The 18,707-nt window shown below is 45.1% G+C and carries 12 protein-coding genes; 5 read left to right on the top strand and 7 right to left on the bottom strand.

Features of this window, described 5'->3' with window-relative positions; genetic code table 11:
- Positions 1-83: 83 nt before the first annotated feature.
- Genes T357_RS0102065 through T357_RS19870 form a run of 4 tightly spaced genes read left to right on the top strand, consistent with a single transcriptional unit; the run spans position 84 to position 6,556 of the window.
- On the top strand, positions 84-1,502 hold the full coding sequence (locus tag T357_RS0102065) for a GGDEF domain-containing protein (protein WP_031548140.1): 1,419 nt from the start codon (positions 84-86) through the stop codon (positions 1,500-1,502).
- A gap of 3 nt (positions 1,503-1,505) precedes the next feature.
- Positions 1,506-3,482, top strand: coding sequence for an MFS transporter (locus tag T357_RS0102060; RefSeq protein ID WP_031548138.1), 1,977 nt, complete (start codon positions 1,506-1,508; stop codon positions 3,480-3,482).
- Between the two features lie 15 nt (positions 3,483-3,497).
- Complete coding sequence (locus T357_RS0102055) at positions 3,498-4,427, top strand: D-alanine--D-alanine ligase family protein (protein ID WP_031548136.1); 930 nt, start codon at positions 3,498-3,500, stop codon at positions 4,425-4,427.
- Positions 4,428-4,438: 11 nt separating this feature from the next.
- Entirely contained in the window at positions 4,439-6,556 is a 2,118-nt protein-coding gene (locus T357_RS19870; protein WP_049962214.1) for a SpoIIE family protein phosphatase, read from the top strand.
- A gap of 141 nt (positions 6,557-6,697) precedes the next feature.
- Here the strand turns inward: T357_RS19870 and T357_RS19865 are convergent, their stop codons facing one another.
- The 3 genes from T357_RS19865 to T357_RS0102030 all read right to left on the bottom strand — a co-directional run bounded on the left by T357_RS19865 (position 6,698) and on the right by T357_RS0102030 (position 13,011).
- Positions 6,698-9,070, bottom strand: coding sequence for a bifunctional diguanylate cyclase/phosphodiesterase (locus tag T357_RS19865; protein ID WP_197027293.1), 2,373 nt, complete (start codon positions 9,068-9,070; stop codon positions 6,698-6,700).
- A 381-nt stretch (positions 9,071-9,451) separates the two neighbouring features.
- Positions 9,452-11,185 (bottom strand): NADH-dependent [FeFe] hydrogenase, group A6, encoded by a 1,734-nt coding sequence (locus T357_RS0102035; protein WP_031548129.1) that lies wholly within the window; start codon positions 11,183-11,185, stop codon positions 9,452-9,454.
- Positions 11,179-13,011, bottom strand: coding sequence for an NAD(P)-binding protein (locus tag T357_RS0102030; RefSeq protein ID WP_031548127.1), 1,833 nt, complete (start codon positions 13,009-13,011; stop codon positions 11,179-11,181). Before T357_RS0102030 ends, T357_RS0102035 begins: the two co-directional genes overlap by 7 nt.
- Before the next feature lie 712 nt (positions 13,012-13,723).
- Between T357_RS0102030 and T357_RS0102025 the strand changes: the two genes are divergently transcribed.
- Positions 13,724-15,004 (top strand): O-acetylhomoserine aminocarboxypropyltransferase/cysteine synthase family protein, encoded by a 1,281-nt coding sequence (locus tag T357_RS0102025; protein ID WP_031548124.1) that lies wholly within the window; start codon positions 13,724-13,726, stop codon positions 15,002-15,004.
- A 432-nt stretch (positions 15,005-15,436) separates the two neighbouring features.
- On the opposite strand, the gene T357_RS0102020 is transcribed toward T357_RS0102025, so the two are convergent.
- From T357_RS0102020 to nifS, 4 genes are all read right to left on the bottom strand, one after another.
- Complete coding sequence (locus tag T357_RS0102020; RefSeq protein WP_031548123.1) at positions 15,437-16,342, bottom strand: LysR family transcriptional regulator; 906 nt, start codon at positions 16,340-16,342, stop codon at positions 15,437-15,439.
- 130 nt (positions 16,343-16,472) lie between these two features.
- A complete protein-coding gene (locus T357_RS0102015; protein ID WP_031548121.1) occupies positions 16,473-16,868 on the bottom strand; it encodes an RrF2 family transcriptional regulator in 396 nt (131 codons plus the stop codon).
- A 161-nt stretch (positions 16,869-17,029) separates the two neighbouring features.
- Positions 17,030-17,491 carry a Fe-S cluster assembly scaffold protein NifU gene (nifU, locus tag T357_RS0102005; protein WP_031548120.1) on the bottom strand — a complete coding sequence of 154 codons (462 nt, stop codon included), beginning with the start codon at positions 17,489-17,491 and terminating at the stop codon, positions 17,030-17,032.
- Positions 17,488-18,681, bottom strand: coding sequence for a cysteine desulfurase NifS (nifS, locus tag T357_RS0102000; RefSeq protein WP_031548118.1), 1,194 nt, complete (start codon positions 18,679-18,681; stop codon positions 17,488-17,490). The genes nifU and nifS overlap by 4 nt, the downstream gene beginning before the upstream one ends.
- Positions 18,682-18,707: the final 26 nt, after the last annotated feature.

Raw genomic sequence — 18,707 nt, 5'->3', positions numbered from 1 at the left:
TAGAGGCTTTGCGTAACAGCAAAGCTCTGACCTTTTTACTTTAGATAAAAGAAATTGTAACCATAAACCAGGATACCGAAGCTATGCTGATGAATAAGTTTAAGAAATCTTTATCACTTCAAATATCGGTAATATCCATATTATCGTACATAATTCTTGCCATCGTAACCATAGTAGTGGTACACATGCGATTCCAGGACAGAATGATAAAGGATTATACCCGTATGGGAGAAGGCGTTACCACTCTCATGGCTAAAGTTTATGATACCGATAAAACCGAAGAGTACATAGAAAAAAACTTTACCATGCCGGAATATAATGAAATAATCAAGTATTTCTATGACCTGAAGGATAATTATCCGGATATATATTATTTATATGTATATCGTTTTGATTCAGTTGATCCGCCAAACGCAACGGTAATCTTTGATCTAGACGAGGAATACACAGAAAATCCACCCCAGGAAAGTATAGACTGGATCGGAGAAATCTACACAGTGGATGAACCCTTTGCCTCAGAAATAGGCACCATCATGAATGGAGAATCGGTAGTTCATACAGTGTTCACCCATGATAAAGAGTATCTCCTTTCCTATGTACGTCCGATATTAGACAAGGACGGTAATTACGTCGCCAGCGCCTGCGTGGACTTTTCCATGGAGTATATGTTTAAGCAGGACAAAAGATTCATTTTTCAGCTTGCCGGCATACTTGGGTTACTTATGGTCATCATACTCACCATCAATATCCTGATACTCAGGCACAAGGTAACCCATCCTCTGGACCGCATGACTTCCTGCATCGACAGCTTTGTTTATGAAACCGAGGCAAGCCGCTTCCAGAACGTACAGCGTCTCGAATCCCTTGATTTCCGTCAGGAGGATGAGATAGGAGTCCTTTATAACAGCTTTGTCAGCAACATGAAGGAAAGTCTCTACTACATGTCTAATTTCAACAAGGCAAAGGATGAAATAGTAGAAAAGGAAAACGAAATTGAAAAGATAAGCCAGAAGACTTATACCGATGGGCTCACTCCTGCTAAAAACAAGGCAGCCTACATTGATGATGAAATCGTATATGACATTAAGATAAAGAACGGTCTTAAGGATATTGCCACCGTAATGGTTGATATAAACAATCTTAAATATGTCAATGACACCTTCGGACACGATGTCGGAGACAAATATATACTGGGATGCTACGACATCATTCAGGATACCTACAAAAACTCACCTATTTACCGTATGGGCGGAGATGAATTCCTTTTAGTGCTGACAGAAACGGATTTCGAGGATCGTGATCAGCTGTTTGAAGCCATTAACACAAAGTTTCAACAGTGTTATGATAATGAAGAGAAAGAACCTTACGAGCGTTACTCTGCGTCGGTTGGAATGGCCGTTTACAATGACGGCGATGAGTTCCGGGACATTATCAAACGCGCCGACAAGCATATGTATGAGCGTAAGATGATATTTAAAAACGAACATGGAAGCTATAGGTAAACTATGACAACAAGTGGAAAAACAAGACTATATTTATACATCGGATCCGTCCTCACTATCCTTGTAGTGTCTGCGTTTCTGGTCATACTCAATATCAACGAACCCGTGGAGTACACACGGGTTCCTTTTAATGTCCTTGCAATACTTACAGTCATATCCTGTATTGCCATGACACTGTTTTTTGCCAAAGGACCGGTTTTTGATATTTACGGACAGCTGGAAAGCACCAATATAAATGCCATGCTTCTGACTGTCATAATCATTATCCAAATCTCCTTTTTCTTCGAGATCATCTCTGTAAAAAACCAGCTCCTGAACTATCAGGTCTATACAGACATACGAAACGATATCAATGTTGCCTCAACCTACCCAGAAAGAAAGCTTGATGATCTTTTGGAGTCACTTTGCAAAGACAGCATTACCGAAATCTCCGTGACCGATATGTCCGGAACGATTTTACACTCCTCAGATAAAAACCTTATCGGCAGTACCGCAGAAAGAACCAGGTACACCTACGCCTTCAATAAGACAAGCAGTATCCGGTTCAGTGTGGATCCATTTTTTGTACGAAACAAAATAAAATCCATCGCTCTGAATCTCCTCACAGTCCTGGTAACTTCGGTTTTCTTCTCTGTTGAGATAGTCCTTCTCATGATAATGAATGTTTCGAAGGGAATGACTAAGCGGATTCTAAAGGATTATCAGCAGGATAAAGACAAACGGTCACAGATTCCTGAAGACGAATACGAAAAGATCAAAGCCTCCCTGGAAAATGCCGATATTCCGTCTGCCCTTTACTATATACGGCAGATTGCCTTTCTGTTCTATTTCGCTTCCAGGCTGTCTTCTTCATTTATTCCAATTGTTGCCAAATCCCTCAACAATCCCATAAAGGGAATGGCAGCTACAACCGCAGCAGGTATCCCTCAGTCGGCAGAGACTCTTCTTACCTGCTCCGCTATATTTATAACTACAGTTCTGCTGGAGAAAAAAGGCTGGAAGTTTCCGTTTATCTCCGGACTTCTTCTGGTATCGGCAGGAACCCTGTCCTCTGCCCTGTCCACCAATCTTTTCCTATTCGTGCTGTCAAGAGCATTGGTGGGACTTGGCTACGGTTTTTGCTGGATGACTCTCCGAAATCTTTCACTTTTCGGAAAGAATGCAAAACAGCAGCTTTTGGGATTTGCACTTTTGAATGCGGGAATCTACTCGGGAATGAACTGCGGTTCTTCTCTGGGCGCTATCCTTGCGGATGTTTTTGGCTATAAGACAGTATTTTTCATTTCTGCCGTTTTCACTCTTATGACCTCAGTCTTTATCATAAGACTTGAAAATGCTCTGCTTCCTAAAACAAAAAGCAATGATACCGAAATCAGACAAACCGCTAAGATATCCTTCAACGAGAACATTTCAGTATTCCTGTTTGTGATCCTAATGATCGCACCGGCAAGTATTGCAGCCTCTTTCCTGAGCTACTATCTGCCTCTTTACTTTGACTCCATGGGCGGAAGCATAACCGATGTCGGAAGATCCCAGATGTTATACGGAATACTCCTTGTATATGCAGGTCCCACTCTTTCAGTTTTTATATCGAAGCTCAAGGGCAAGTCCCTCAAGAGAATAAACTATGTTTATAATCTCATTATAGCTTTGAGCCTTCTGTTCCCGGTTATGGGAGCGAGTCTGTTCCTGCCTTATGTAAGCGCCTGTCTGCTTGGAACTGCCGACAGTTTTGGCTTCGGTGTACAGAACAACTACTTCCTCGGACTTCCGGCTGTTCAGAAGCTTGGACCGTCAAAATCTCTTTCGGTTCTTTCCTTTATAAAGAAGATGCTGGAAATGATCGGTCCCTTCGTATTTGCCGCAGCATTGACACTGGGTTACAGGGCAGGTATAGGTGCTTTGGCCGTAGCATTTGCTATAATGGCAATAGCATATTTTATTCATTCCGAAATTATGCAGGTTTCAAAAACAAAATAGGTATAGGAGCATAATATGATCGTCAGTGTAGTTTACGGAGGAACTCCCGAAGAAAGAGGGCCTTCAGAAAAAAATGCAAAAGATATTGCAAAAGCCCTGGAAACCAGGGGACATGAAGTTCATCTCCTTCAAATAGGAAAAGACATAATAAGTTCCATTCTTTCCGTCAAAACAGAGGTGGTTTACTTATGTGTCCAGGGAAAGGGTTACGGAGACGGAACCTTCCAGGCCATGCTCGAAATGCAGGGGATTCCTTTCACAGGAAGTCATATGCGGGCTGCGTGTCTCATTAATGATAAGATCCTCAGTAAATTGGTTTTTGACCGTTACGGAATACGTACCCCGAAATGGGATATTCTGACTAAGAAGCAATTTGAAAAAGGCGACTATCCCTATGAAGATTTTGGATACCCCTTCGTCGCCAAAGCTCCTACACAGGGAGGCAGCTTCGGCATCGAACTGATCAGATCACGGGAGGATATTCCGCGTATCGGGAGCGTATTTAAATATGACGACCCCATCCTGCTTGAGAAATTCATCCCGGGAGGGTTCTATACCGTAGGCATTTACAAAAGCAAAAAGAGTCTGGTTTCTCTTCCCGTGGTGGAAGGCCTTGATCTGGATAAGAAAGCTAATGCTGACGACGAGCTCATTACCTTCACGGGCAACTACGGAATACGCGAAAGCAAACTTAACCAGAATGTCACTGAGGAAATCAAACACCTTGCGATGGAGGTTTATCATGCCACCGGCGCAAAGGATCTCTGCCGTGTTGATTTTATGGTTTCCGAAGAAGACGGCAAGCCCTATGTACTTGAAATAAATGCCGTTCCGGGGCTTAAAAGACACAGTCTTATGCCGAAGGCCGCGGAGCTTGCAGGTATAGTTTATGAAGATATGATTGAAGACATACTTTACGCAGCATTAGACAACAACGCAGAATAAGGAGTAAATCTATGTTCAGAAATATGAAAATCAGCTTAAAGATCCTTCTGGTCATACTGATAATGTCTTTAGGTTCACTTATAGTGGTCTTTAGTGCTTCCTACTATTTTATGAATTCCATGGTCGATGAATTCCAGCAGACCAACATTACCCTGGGAATCAATTCTTCGGAAGTCACCAAGGCTTCACTTATGTCCCAGACGGAATACTACCTCCTGCAGCTCATTCAAAAGCAGGCCAATAATGCAAACAATGAGCTTCACGAAGTAAACAGGGCTGTTACGGAGGCTTCCAAATATACTCAGCATCTTTTTGAAACCCGGGAAAATCTAATCGGTCATGATATGCCGAGGCCTGACGAAACCGAAATGGGCGTGGCATCATCAAAGTACTTCCTGGCGAAGGGCGTAGAAGCTACTCCTGAAGTAATGCAGGAGGTTTACACCTTATCCTATTGTGAGTACATGTTTGCCCCGACTTTGGAACAGAATCCTATTCTGGATAATATCTACATCGGTACCGTAAGCGGTATTTCCTACAGATATTCAAGATCCAATGCTTTCAATCCCGATTATGATCCGAGGCAGAGAGACTGGTATAAGGCAGCTATCTCACATCCCGATCAGCTTGTATGGCTTCCTACATATACTGATTCTTACGGAAACGTATGTATCACTGCAGCCATGACCTACAGAAATGCAGACGGACATATTGCAGGCGTAGTTGCATCGGACGTACTTTTAACGAGCATCATAAATGAAGTTATGAATATGAAGATCGGCGAGACAGGTTCAACTCTGATACTTGATTCCGATTTGAATTTCATAGCTCACCCGAGTATGAACAATCCGTTTTTCAATTCTGACCTCAGAGGTCATTTTTCCGGCACTGACTTCATAAAGAATATTCATTCCTCAGATAGTTCTATCATGCAGACCGTCTACGAAGGACAAGACAGCTATGTCGCCTTTTCAAAGATGGCTGAAACCGGTTGGATATTCTGTGCGACCATCGAAACCGGCGAAGTAACAGCCCCTGCCCTGGAAGCCAAGGCTCAGAATGATCTCCTCACCGAAGCTTCTCAGAGGAACATGCAGGATCAGATATTCAATATCCTCCGCCTGTTTATGATCTTCTTCTCCATCATGGGAATCACGGTAGTTATGACCTCCTTTGCGGTAACCGGAACCATCACGAGACCTATCCAGAGGCTCGCCAGCAGCGTTCTGAAGATCGGTAAAGGTGAATTTAATGAGAAGATCCCTGTGTTATCCGGTGATGAGGTCGGTCAGCTGGCAGACAGATTCAACACCATGCAGGATGACCTCAAAAACTACATGCAGAATATAAAGAAGGTCACTGCAGAAAAGGAAAGAATCGGAACAGAGCTTTCGGTTGCTACCAATATCCAGGCTCATATGCTTCCCACAGTCTTTCCGCCTTATCCCGACAGACCGGAAATAGACATTTACGCATCCATGAACCCTGCAAAGGAAGTCGGCGGTGATTTCTATGATTTCTTCTTTGCCGATGAGACCCACTTTGCCATGGTTATAGCCGACGTTTCCGGAAAGGGAGTTCCCGCCGCACTTTTCATGGTCATCACAAAGACTCTCATCAAGGATCATGTTCAGCAGATGAAGGGCAAAACCTTAAGCGAAGTCCTTACCGAAGTAAATAATCAGCTCTGCGAAAACAATGAAGAAGAGATGTTTGCAACCTGCTGGATCGGAATCATTGATATCACCACAGGAAAGGGTGTTGCTTCCAATGCCGGTCATGAACATCCTGTTTTGCGGAGAGCCGGCGGTGAGTTCGAGCTTGTTGTATACAAACACACCCTCGCTCTTGCAACCATTCCGGGCGTCAAGTTCCGTGAGCACGAATTCGAGATGCATCCGGGAGATACTCTTTTCGTATATACCGACGGTGTTCCTGAAGCCACCAACATAAACAATAAGCTTTACGGTACCGACAGAATGCTGGAGTCTCTTAACAGAGACAAGGATCTTCCTCTTGAAAATATCCTAAAGAACTTAAAGGCTGATGTTGATGCCTTCGTGGGTGAAGCAGATCAGTTCGATGACCTCACAATGCTCGCTATGAAATATAATGGTCCCGCTAAATAAAACAGTAATCCACCTGGGACACTTCTCGCCGTCGAGAACCTTCCCCGGTGGATAAAAAACAAAACAGGACCCCTTAGAATCACACCTGGTTCTAAGGGGTCTTGTTTTGTTTTTTAGTTTACCTTCATAAGTGAGCTACTTTTAAACGTATTCCTTCTGGCTCCGACGTCTGTCATGAGCAATGTAGAACTTTGCCTTATCTTCGTACATCAGCCTGTCGGCTGTCTTTATGGCTTCGGATACCTTCCTTCTGTCCGGAATCCAGACAAAACCGGAAGCCATACTTACCTTGTCATTGTCTTCTAGCTCCTGACGGAACTGATACTGCTTTCTTTCAAAAACATACTTTTCCATATCCGGCGCCAGGACAACAAATTCATCGCCACCCACACGGTACAGATGCTCCATTCCGAAATGCTTGGCAATAAGCTTCGAAGCCCGGATGATGAGAAGATCTCCTTCATCATGCCCCAGGTTATCATTTATTTCCTTGAGCCCGTTAATGTCTATAAAGCCAACTCCAACACAGCCCTCTCCTGCTGCCAGCTCCGCTTCTTTCTTTATCATGGCATAACGGTTATGAGCCGAGGTCAGTGCATCATTGTCCGCCATATAAACAAGACGGTGTACAAGTGTACTGTTGGCTATCTTATAGGACAGGAATACAGCCACAGAGGAAAGCAGGAACTCCGTATCATCGCTTTCATCAAGTCTGTAATTCGCCGCAGCGATAAAACCGATGACTTCATCCTTTGAAAATACCGGAACAACTATTATCCGCTTCACCCCCATCAGTTTAAGCTGACAGTAAACATCCCTGTAGGAAACCCTTATTCTGGAAATACTATCAAGATTTACAGCCCTGCCGTCAACGCTCAGATCTGCCCAGAGCTTAAAATATTTGTTATACTCCAGGTTCTGAGTATACTCCTTTTGTGATATTATTCCCTTTCTGCACAACTCAAAAGGATTGTTTATTTTATCTCCTACCCTTTCAAAGATACATATCCTGTCCGGACTGATGACGCTGCCCAGTTCTTCCAGCACCCGGTTCATGGTTTCATTATAATCTTCAAAAGTATTGAGCAGCTTTGCAATACGGATAATGGCACTATCCAGAACATTATTTCTTTCAAGAGCCTCCTTTTCACTTTGCAGATCTATGTCTTCCACCGGGGGAACAACATTCTCAAAGGATGGCGGATTCAAGGAGGTGTCTTCTTTCAATGTATCGGAGAATCTGTCACTTCCTTCTCCCTCAACACGTTTTTCCGATACCATGACTATGAGTATGGCATAGTTTCCCGTAACCTTATCCCGTGAGAAAAGTCTGATATTGGTGTTAAACTTCACTTTGTCCGTGCTGACTATATCATAAGCGGTTTCCCAGTTTCCGGATTTAAGACATCTTCTGACAGATTCATCAAAAATCCGTTTTCTGTCTTTATCGGTATAGGTAATAACATCCGAAACCTTTATGTTCCGCCCATAAATAGTCTCAAGATACTCCTTATATACAGCATTTGCCCTCATAAGACGGTAGGTTTCAACACCGTCAAATTCAAGTATTCCGATGCCTATTCCTGCGAAGGTCTCCGCCACCAACATTCCGGCGTCACCATTAAGCTCCAGATCCGTAAGACTTGCCTGTCCCACCTGATCATAGAACTCTGACTCTTCGATATTCTCACGATACAAGCCGATACCCATATCACTTCTTTTCAGGATCTCGTTTAGCGGATTAGGCTTACTGTACAGGAACCCCTGCACTTTATCGCAGCCTATTTCTCTCAGGAATTCAAGCTGCTCCTCCGTTTCAACACCTTCTGCCAGTGTATCCACTCCCAGCTGCTCTGCCATCTCCACAATCTTTCTGATGATTCCCGCGGTTTTGACCTTCTTACTGAAATCCTTCATGAACTTCATGTCCAGCTTGATGAGATCAAAGTCGAAATCCTGTAGGACATTGAGGCTGCCGTAACCTCTTCCGAAGTCATCCATCCATATTTTAAAGCCCCTACTCTGGAGCTTATTCAACTGCTCCTTGATAAAATCGTGTTCCAGTTCCAGGACGCTTTCTGCAATCTCTATCACGAGATACTTTGGCGAAACCCCTGCTGCCTCCACTCGCTTAAGGATCTCGGAAACCATGTCGCAATACTCAAAATCATACTTGGACACATTAACAGAAATGGGAACGACCTGAACGATCTTACCATCCTGATATTTTCTAATATCCGAAAGCACCAGATCTATCATGTAAAGATCCAGCTTATGAAGAAGCTTTGCATCTTCAATTACGGGGATGAACTCCTCGGGAAGTATCATGCCGTTTACAGGATCCACCCATCTTGCCAATGCTTCTTCATTGCAAATAAGCCCGGTCATGGCACGCATTATGGGCTGATAATAAACCTCTATCCACCTCTCGTCCAAAGCCTGGCTGAAGTGTCCGAGAATATAGTCTCTTTTATCATCCTCCCGGTAAATCGGATTTCCCGGATCGGTATTCACTGTCCCTTTAAACTTTTTGTCACTTAGCTTGTATTCTTCTCTCATGATTTGTTAATAGCGATATAAATTCCTGAACATGCAATGTTTCAGAGAATTTAATCCTTTTCAACAGAACAAATAATCGTAATCTCACGCACAAATGGACGGAAAAGACACCTATCCCACCTTTCTATATCTAAGTACTTCGGATACTTTGTCAATTTTATAACCCTCTTTACAGGGTTAATAGAGTTTTAAGATTTAAAAAACACATGAAGGCCACGAGATATCCACCGGGGACGGTTCTCGCCGTCGAGAACCGTCCCCGGTGGATATCTCAGAAGCTTCTTAGAAAAAGTTTCAGCCGGGACATATGCCCCGGCTGAACTGTAAAACATGGTTTTATTTCTCATTCGGCATCTTCCATGCGTGATGATTGGTGTGAAGAAGGTGATGAGACTTTTCGGAAAGCGGCTTTCCGAAATAATCCTCATAAATCTTTGTGATGGATGGATTCTCATGTGAAAATCTGAGCTCCATACCGGCATCCTGTGAGTAAAGAACCGGTGCTCTTTCGGGAGCCATCTCTACTCCGTCATGGATAGGCTGTCCACCGCCGCCTACGCAGCCTCCGGGACATGCCATAACCTCAACGAAGTCATAGTGTACACGACCCTGCTTAAGGTAGGTAAGAAGCTTGTTTGCATTACCGAGACCATTGGTAACGGCAACACGAAGAGTCTTTCCTGCAAGATCGAACTCAGCTTCCTTCCAGCCGTCCATACCACGTACTGCCTTAAAGGCATCCGGATCCGGATTCTTTCCTGTTACAAGGAAGTAGGCACTTCTTAATGCTGCCTCCATAACACCGCCGGTTGCGCCGAAGATATTGCCGGCACCGGAGCCGATGCCAAGCGGCATATCAAGCTCTTCCTCGGGAAGCTCCTTAACGATGATCTGATCGGATCTTATGAGACGGTTAACCTCACGGGTTGTAAGTGAACAGTCAACCTCAGGATTTCCATGATCATCCACCATATTTGGATAAGCGCACTCTGCCTTCTTTGCAACACAAGGCATGATGGAAACGCAGAAGATATCCTTGGGATCCACCTTGAGAAGCTCTGCATAGTAGCTCTTTGTAACAGCACCAAACATCTGCTGAGGTGACTTTGCGGTTGAAAGATTGTCAACAAACTCAGGATAATGAGCCTTGACATATCTTACCCAGCCCGGACAGCAGGAGGTGAACATCGGGAACTTGTGGTTCTCGGGATTCTTCAGCTTCTCAAGGAACTCTGAGCCCTCCTCCATAATGGTAAGGTCTGCTGTAAAGTTTGTATCAAATACATAATCTGCACCTGCTCTTCTTAAAGCTGCCGCAAGACGCTTTACAGTAGCAAATTCAGGATCAAGTCCGAAAGGCTCGCCCCAGGCAGTTCTTATGGAAGGTGCGATCTGGAATACAGTGATCTTGGAAGGATCCTCCAGAGCGTCCAGAACACGATCCACATCATCACGCTCACGGAGAGCGCCAACCGGACAGTGAGTTATACATTGTCCGCAAAGTGCACACTGGGAATCTTCAAGAGCGTAAACTCCGGTAACATCCACCGTTACACGGGAACCGGTATTAACCACATCCCAGATATTGCTGTTCTGAATCTTGTCACACACCTGGATACAGCGCATGCACTGGATACACTTATCGTAATCTCTGATAAGAGGGAATCTGACATTACCCTTGTTTTCAGGAATCTGTTTCTTATAAGGAAGGCTGTGGATATTGAGATCATTAGCCACCTTCTGAAGAGTACAGTTGCCGCTTCGTACACAGACCGCACAGTTGGTGTTGTGCTGTGAAAGGATCAGCTTAACATTGGTCTTTCTTGCAGCTCTGGCCTTCTTTGAGTTGGTATAGATAACCATTCCCTCGGCCACAGTATTGTTGCAGGCTGTAAAGAGCCTTTCATATCCCTCAACCTCAACCACACAGACACGGCAGGCACCGATTTCGTTGAGTTCCTTCATATAGCAAAGGGTTGGGATGTGTACTCCCGCCTTGGAAGCAGCATCCAATATAGTTGTCTTCTCGGGAACCTGCAGGGAGATTCCGTCTATCGTAACGTTTACCATTTTGCTTCTCTGCCTCCTTTAAAGATTCCATAACCAAAGTGATCGCAATGCAGACATCTTCCGGACTCCTGGCATGCCTCTTCGTCGGACATACCGCACTCCATGATCTTGAAATCGTGCTTTCTTTCTTCCGGAGAACGCTCCATCATATTTACTCTTCCGCATGGCTTATGATCATCAAAGCGGACAGGAGGAAGCTCTATATCTGACTTTATCTCATGGAAATATCCGAGATATTCGTCAATGTTTGCAGCCGCAACCTTTCCTGCTGCGATGGCACGGATTACGGTTGCAGGACCTGTAACGCAGTCACCACCCGCAAAGATTCCGTCCTTGTCACGGATATCGCTGGTGTCAAATGCCTGAATCTGTCCACGCTCAACAGGGATACCGTACTCACCGAACTTACGTGAATCGATACCCTGTCCGATGGCAACGAGGACTCTGTCACACGGAATTCTGAGCTCTTCGGTATCAGCTGCCACCGGCTTCGGTCTTCCGCCGCTGATAGGGCCTACGATCTGAGGCTGTACCCAGATAGCAGCAACGCTTCCGTCGTCTTTCTTCTCGATACGTAACGGAGCATGAAGCTCTACAACCTCGCATCCGTCAGCAATGGCACCCTCAACCTCTTCGGGAAGGGCAGTCATATCAATCTTTCTTCTTCTGTAAAGGATCTTTACAGACTTTGCATTACATCTGATGGCAGAGCGCGCAACGTCCATGGCAACATTACCGCCACCTACCACAACTATATCCATTCCTGTGAAATCAGGATAATCGTCATCACCGATGGCTCTCAGCATTTCAACTGCAGAGATAACGCCCTCTGCATCTTCGCCTTCGATTCCGATCTTCTTGTCTGTATGAGCACCGATGGCAACAAACATTGCATCGTACTTCTCACGGAGATCTGCGATGGAGATGTCCTTGCCAATGCTTACATCGGTCTTCAGCTTGAATCCGCTCTTCATGATGCACTCGATCTCGGCATCCAGGGCTTCTCTCGGAAGACGGTATGCAGGGATGCCGTATCTAAGCATTCCTCCTGCCTTCTTTCTCTGCTCATAAACCTCTACCTCATGTCCCATAAGAGAGAGATAGTAAGCTGCACTGAGACCTGCGGGACCGCCACCGATAACTGCAACCTTCTTACCTGTTGCCGGCTGCTTCTCGCCGATCCTGAACTCATCCTCATGCTCAACCGCATATTTCTTAAGTCCGCGGATATTGATAGGATCGTCAACCATGGTTCTTCTGCAGCGTACCTCACAAGGATGCTCGCAGATCATGCCGCAGACTGCGGGAAGCGGATTGTCCTTTCTGATAAGGGCAACCGCGTCATTGTAACGGCCTTCATGTATAAGTGAAATGTATCCCGGAATATCCACATGTGCAGGGCACTGGGCAACGCAGGGTACAGGCTGATCCTGATGTCCCGAACATCTTCCGTGCAGTACATGCTCTTCGTAATCTCCGCGGAAACCTCTGATACCCTTCAGTACCATACGTGCAGCCTCTGAACCTATGGCACAGTCCGCAGAATAGTATATGCTCTGGGCGGTTTCCTCGATAACTGACAATGTCTCCATGGTGGCAGTTCCGTCAAGCACTGAATCTATCAGCACTTCCAGCTGTCCCAGTCCCACTCTGCAGGGTACGCATTTACCGCAGGACTGAGCGTGACAAAGGTGCAAAAATGAAGCGGCAAGATCAACCGGACAAAGTCCGGGCTGGCTTGCCGTGATTCTTCTTTCCAGATCCTTGTACAGACCCTCCACCGTCTTCTGCGCATTGTTTTGAGTTACAATGCTCAATCTACTCATGGTGTTTACCTCCTTACTTGGGAATGTCAGCCTGAAAAAATCTGCTTTCCGAAAGGCCGACTCTGCATGTCAGGTTTCCTCACGGGATTTCGACCCGGTATGCTCTTTCCCTACTCATTTAAGTTAGTCATAACTTACTGTTATTTTTAGCGTTCTAGATATAATTAAAGCAAATTAAATCATTTTTGTAAACTTTGACAAGTAAAAAAAACATATATGGATTCTTAATGTGCAAAATAGATAAATTTTATGAAAGAACCATCTGGTTATCCACCGGAAATATCAGGAATACGTCTGATAAATCTCGATGTTTGACTCACCAAGAGATATTTGGAATCAGAGTCAGCCATAATATGACCATGGATTGACCCAATTAATGCAATATTGAATTTGAAGTCATACGACCATGTTATGGTTATTGATATAGACCGATACTATTACCAACGATAAAATCTTAGTATTTTCCCAAAACCAAGCGATGTAGTAGGATTATGGCATCAGGAAAATCCAAGGTGAAAGCGAGGTAACGGTAATGAAGAGAAGGAATAATTCAGTTCAAAACCAAAAGCTGTGTATGCGAATGTGTTGATTTTAATAAATGTAAGACCGAAGACAAAAAACAAACATTTAGAAAAAAAGAGCCAATTAGATCTGCATCTGTATGTCAGAGATAAATGGCGAAAAACATGCATTTATAGAGGAGATCAATACCATGAGCGAATACAGATTTGAAACATTACAGTTACACGTTGGACAGGAGCAGCCGGATCCGGCAACAGATTCAAGGGCGGTTCCCATTTACCAGACCACTTCCTATGTGTTCCGAAACAGCAAGCACGCAGCCGACAGATTTGGACTTGCGGATGCCGGCAATATCTACGGAAGACTCACCAACTCCACACAGGATGTTCTCGAAAAGAGACTTGCTGCACTTGAGGGAGGAAGTGCTGCACTGGCGGTGGCCTCAGGCGCTGCAGCCATAACCTACACTATCGAAGCATTGGCAGCAAACGGTGGACATATAGTGGCACAGAAGACCATCTACGGTGGAAGCTACAACCTTCTGGCTCACACACTTCCACAGTACGGCGTTGAGGCAACCTTCGTGGACGCACACAATCTTTCAGAGGTGGAGGGCGCCATAAAGGATAACACAAGAGCCATCTACCTTGAGACGCTCGGCAATCCAAACAGCGACATCCCGGACATCGATGCCATCGCAGAAATCGCACACAAGCACGGACTTCCGGTCGTTGTGGATAATACTTTCGGCACGCCATATCTCATCCGTCCTTTCGAGCACGGCGCCGATATCGTAGTGCACTCCGCAACAAAGTTTATCGGAGGCCACGGAACAACACTTGGCGGTGTTATCATTGAGTCAGGAAAGTTCGACTACAAGGCAAGCGGAAAGTTCCCGAACATCACAGCTCCCAACCCGAGCTATCATGGAGTATCCTTCTATGATGTGGTAGGACCTGCAGCCTTCGTGACTTACATCCGTGCCATCCTTCTGAGAGACACGGGAGCAACCATTTCGCCTTTCAATGCTTTTCTCCTGCTTCAGGGAGTGGAGACATTATCACTCCGTCTCGACAGACATGCAGAGAATACAAAGAAGGTGGTTGAGTTCCTCTCTAAGCATCCGAAGGTTGAGAAGGTGAACCATCCGTCTCTTCCTGATCATCCGGACCATGAGCTCTACAAGAAATATTTCCCAAACGGCGGCGGATCCATCTTCACCTTCAATATCAAGGGCGGTCAGGAAGAAGCCTGGAAGTTCATCGATAACCTTCAGATCTTCTCACTTCTTGCCAATGTTGCCGACGTAAAGAGTCTGGTTATCCATCCGGCTTCCACAACCCATTCACAGCTTTCTGAGGAAGAGCTGCTGGATCAGGGCATCAAGCCTAACACCATCAGACTTTCCATCGGAACAGAGCATATCGATGACATCATCGCAGATCTGGAAAAGGGATTTGCAGCGATATAATACAAAACCACCGGGGACGGCACACATTGTACTGACCCCCGGTGGTTTTATAATAATCCTGAGACACATTGCATGATTCAAATTCAATATTATTTCTTAATGAGTCAACAATCCTAGATCTACGCTATTGACTCATATCTGACAATTCCGGATATGCGGTCATAAATAATAAGCTTAGGATTTGACTCATATTGGGCATTTTCCAAAGTGAATCAATGATCGTATAGTTTTTCTATGACCACAATTCAAATATTCTGAAATTTAGTCAACACTTTAGATGCAATTCATTGACTCCAAAACCATAATTATTAGATATGAGGTAATTCCTGAGTTGATTATTGTTGACTTTAATTTCAGATATCTTCTGATGAGTCAAACATCAAGCTTTTTAGAATAATTTTGAGACTGTCCTCGGTGATGAATCGATGGATTTCACAGCTCTTTATACTTCATCAGCTCCTCGATATAAACCTTGCCATACACCGACATAACGCTTCCTTTTCTCACGATGTAGCCGATGACCAGCGGATCCTCTTCCTTGAGCTTTATGGAAACCATACCTCGCAAAACTGCATCATCCTCCGAGAGCATTCCGCATCCCACAGAGTAGCCCTGGAGTCTCTCTATGATTTCCATGGTGGTGGCCCTGTCGTCGGACTTTATCATTTTCTTAAAGTCATAATCCGCCATGGCTTCTTCCGTCAGATAAAAGTTACTGTCGTCACTCTGATCAAAGGAAACACAAGGGTAGTCAGAAAGCTCCTCCAGGGAGATTTCCTTTCTTCCCGCAAACTTGTGGTTTTCCCAGACATAAGCATATGTTTCTCTCTGCATGAGCGGCGTAAATTCAAGGTTGTATTCCTTGAACAGCTTCTTTATGATACTTTCATTGGAACCGGAAAAAGATATGATACCAATCTCGCTTTTCATTGTCCTTACATCTTCAAGTACATCCCTGGTTTTCGTCTCATGAATGGCAAAAACATATTTGTCCGGATTGAAGGCCTTTATCACATCCGTAAATGCTTTTATGGCGAAATTGTAGTGCTGGCTTGATACGGAAAACCGCTCCTTGTCGCTGTCCCTGGACAAAAATCTGTCCTCCAGTATTTCGTACTGTGCCAATGCCTTCTTCGCATAGGCAACAAACTCCCGTCCCTCATCCGTAAGAGATATACCCTTGTTGGTCCTCTCAAATATCAGTATCCCAAGCTCCTCTTCAAGCTCACCTATACTTGTGGAAAGCGCCGGCTGAGATACAAAAAGTTTCGTGGCAGCCTCCCTCATGGAGGAAGAAGCTGCCGTTTCAAGCACATATCTGATCTGAGTGATGTTCAATTGTATACCCTCCATATACAGACCATCGGGGACAGCTCTCGCGGTTGAGAACCGTCCCCGATGTTACATTATTTCACATTAATCTCCATTCATCCGCTAAGATGCAGCACAAATAGAAATGAAAATATTATCACATTAAGTCCTTTAACGTTTTCGATCCGAGATAATCCCTTATAACTCGATTCAGTCCTTCCCAGAATCCGATGGTCTTGCAGGTTGATCTTCTGTCGCATTCGGCTGCACCCTTTGCAAGACAACTCACAGGCTCAAGTTCCTTTTCGGTAAGCTCAAGTATCTCGATGATCCTGTATTCCTCAGGCTTTCTGGTCAGCCGGTAGCCGCCGCCTTTTCCCTGCAGTCCTGTAATGAGTCCGTTCTTTGTCAGAGGCGGCAAAATCTGCTCCAGATATTTAAGAGACAGCCCCTGCCTCTCAGCCACATCCTTCATTGGCACATAACCATCCCCCTGGGTCAATGCTATGTCCAGCATAACCCTTAACGCATAACGTCCTCTTGTCGAGATCATAAAAGTCCTCCGTTCCTCTTGCGATCATCAGCCCTTTGAAGTTTTACTCCACGAGGAACTGGTGCCACAAATACTAACACTTCATTTCCTGCTAATGCCTCCGCCGCCAACGTAAGCATTACCCTGCACAGGTCAATAAAGCGTCAGTCCGTATCGGCACTTTATTCTCCCTGCATCTCATAAAACTCTTCCGTCTCGTCGATGTCATTGACAGGCGGTTTAAGTCCCTCTATCTTTATACCATTTTTTTCGGCATAATCCCATAATGCAGCGTGAATTGCCTGCTCGGCAAGGAGTGAACAGTGTACCTTAACGGGTGGAAGTCCGTCCAGCGCCTCCATAACTGCCTTGTTGGTGACTTCCAGAGCTTCCTGCACAGTCTTACCCTTAACAAGCTCTGTTGCCATGGAACTGGTAGCAATTGCAGCACCGCAGCCGAAGGTCTTGAACTTGGCATCCCTGACCACCTGGTTCTCATCGATGTCGAGATACATTCTCATGATATCTCCGCACTTGGCATTACCCACTGTGCCCACACCTGCGGCTTCCTCTATCTCCCCCACATTTCTCGGATTTGAGAAATGATCCATTACCTTTTTGCTGTATTCTGTTACCTGGCTCATGCGCTGGCCTCCTTATTCTTCTTTACAAAATCTTCGTACAGTGGTGACATCATTCTGAGTCTGCCCACTATCTGCTTTAAGCTTTCAACAACGTAGTCGATATCTTCCTCGGTGGTGTCCTTTGATAATGTTAATCTCAGGGAACCGTGTGCTATCTCGTGAGGAAGACCGATGGCCAGAAGCACGTGAGACGGATCCAGGCTTCCGGAAGTACATGCGGAACCCGAGGAGGCACAGATGCCCTTCTGGTCAAGCATGATAAGAAGTGACTCTCCCTCGATGAATCTGAAACAGAAATTTACGTTGTTGGACAGTCTGTTTGTGAGATCTCCGTTTACACGGGTGTATGGAATCTCGGCTGTCACCCCTGCGATCAGCTTGTCCCTAAGCCTGCTCTCGTAAGCACGGGTCTCTTCCATATCTCTTACAGCAATCTCTGTCGCCTTTGCAAAGCCGATAATGCCGGCGGCATTGGTTGTACCCGCACGCTTTCCTGATTCCTGTGCTCCGCCGTGGATCAGGTTTGTGATCTTCACACCTTTTCTTATATAAAGAAGACCGATGCCCTTAGGGCCGTTTATCTTGTGTCCGCTTGCGGACATAAGGTCAATGTTCATTTCATTAACATCTATGGGAAGATGTCCGAAGGCCTGAACCGCATCTGTATGGAAATAGATGCCGTGTTCATGTGCAATTCTTCCGATTTCCTTTATGGGTTCAACAGTACCGATCTCATTATTTGCGAACATCACGGAAATGAGGATGGTTGTGGGTCTGATGGCCTTCCTGAGGTCTTCGACATTAACAAGACCCTTATCATCAACAGGGAGATAGGTGATCTCGAAGCCCCTCTTCTCCAGGAATTCGCAGGTATGAAGAACCGCATGATGCTCGATCTGTGTGGTGATAATGTGGTTGCCCTTTTCACGGAGAGCATCCGCAACACCCTTTATGGCCCAGTTATCCGACTCGCTGCCGCCTCCGGTAAAATATATCTCCTTCTCGCTTGCACCTATGGCTTTTCCGATAGAGGCTCTCGCTTCAGCCACCTTCTCGGCAATCTTTCCGGAAAACTCATAGGCACTTGAAGGATTTCCAAACTGCTCACAAAAATACGGTTCCATGGCGTCAAACACTTCCTGAGTGACCCGTGTAGTCGCAGCATTATCCATATAAATATATTTAGACATGATCTGTGTTCCTTTCTCCTAGCTGT

This window comes from Oribacterium sp. FC2011, assembly GCF_000701645.1.
Lineage (GTDB): Bacteria > Bacillota > Clostridia > Lachnospirales > Lachnospiraceae > Oribacterium.
Note: the sequence above shows the minus strand (reverse complement) of the source record. Positions and strands in the feature narration are given on the sequence as shown.